Origin of the sequence: Methylobacterium brachiatum (genome assembly GCF_020523825.1) — a bacterium.
Lineage (GTDB): Bacteria > Pseudomonadota > Alphaproteobacteria > Rhizobiales > Beijerinckiaceae > Methylobacterium > Methylobacterium brachiatum.
The window spans coordinates 1-985 of record NZ_JAJALK010000052.1 but is presented as its reverse complement, the minus strand read 5'-3'; the positions used below and the strand labels follow the sequence as shown (position 1 = coordinate 985).

The 985-nt window shown below is 67.0% G+C and carries 2 protein-coding genes; both read right to left on the bottom strand.

The window, feature by feature from the left end; translation table 11 throughout:
• Positions 1–734, bottom strand: a 734-nt coding sequence (locus LGR69_RS31725; RefSeq protein WP_412768921.1) for a sodium:solute symporter family transporter, incomplete at its 3' end; no start/stop codon positions are given.
• Positions 731–985, bottom strand: a 255-nt coding sequence (locus tag LGR69_RS31720; RefSeq protein ID WP_230368583.1) for a DUF485 domain-containing protein, incomplete at its 5' end; no start/stop codon positions are given. The genes LGR69_RS31725 and LGR69_RS31720, both read right to left, overlap by 4 nt.

Genomic DNA, 985 nt, shown 5'->3' with positions numbered 1-985 from the left:
TGCACGGCGCTGGCGAACAGCGCCTCCGGGTTGAACCCGTACTTGAACAGCACCGCAACAGCCATGAAGGTCGCGCCGCCGAGCAGCAGGCAGGCCTTGATCACCTGCACCCAGGTGGTCGCCTTCATGCCGCCGAAGGCGACGTAGACGATCATGAGGACGCCGACGATGATCACCGCGTAGAGGTAGGGCAGTCCGAACAGGAGCTGGATCAGCTTACCCGCGCCGACCATCTGGGCGATCAGGTAGAAGGCCACCACCACCAGCGTGCCCACCGCCGAGATGATGCGGATCGCGGTCTGGTCGAGGCGGAAGCTCGCCACATCGGCGAAGGTGAACTTGCCGAGGTTGCGCAGGCGCTCGGCGACTAGGAACAGCACGATCGGCCAGCCGACCAGGAAGCCCGTGGAGTAGATCAGCCCGTCGAAGCCCGAGGTGTAGACGAGGCCCGAGATGCCGAGGAACGAGGCCGCCGACATGTAGTCGCCGGCGATCGCCAGCGAGTTCGTGCGGGCCGAGATGCCGCCGCCGGCCGCGTAGAAGTCGGCGGCCGATTTGGTGCCCTTGGCCGCCTTGTAGGTGATGCCGAGCGTCAGCAGCACGAAGAACAGGAACATCAGGATGGCCGGCCAGTTCGTGGCCGATTGCGCCACGGCACCGAGATCCGGGCCGGCGGCGTAGGCGGCGCTCGCCGCGATCACGGCGAGCGTCAGGCCGAGGAAGAGGCGGTTCATCGGGCGACGCTCCGCTTCAGGGCGTCGCTCAGCGCGTCGAACCGGGTGTTGGCCCGCGCCACGTAGACGCCCGTGAGCGCGAAGGCGAACAGGATCACGAACACGCCCGCGAACAGCCCGAGGGATGCGGTACCGCCGACCTTCACGGCGAGCAGCGACTTGTCGAAGGCGATCAGGCCGATGAAGCCGAAATAGACCACCAGCATCAGGCCGGTCAGGATCCAGGCGAACCGCGTGCGCTCGCCGACGAG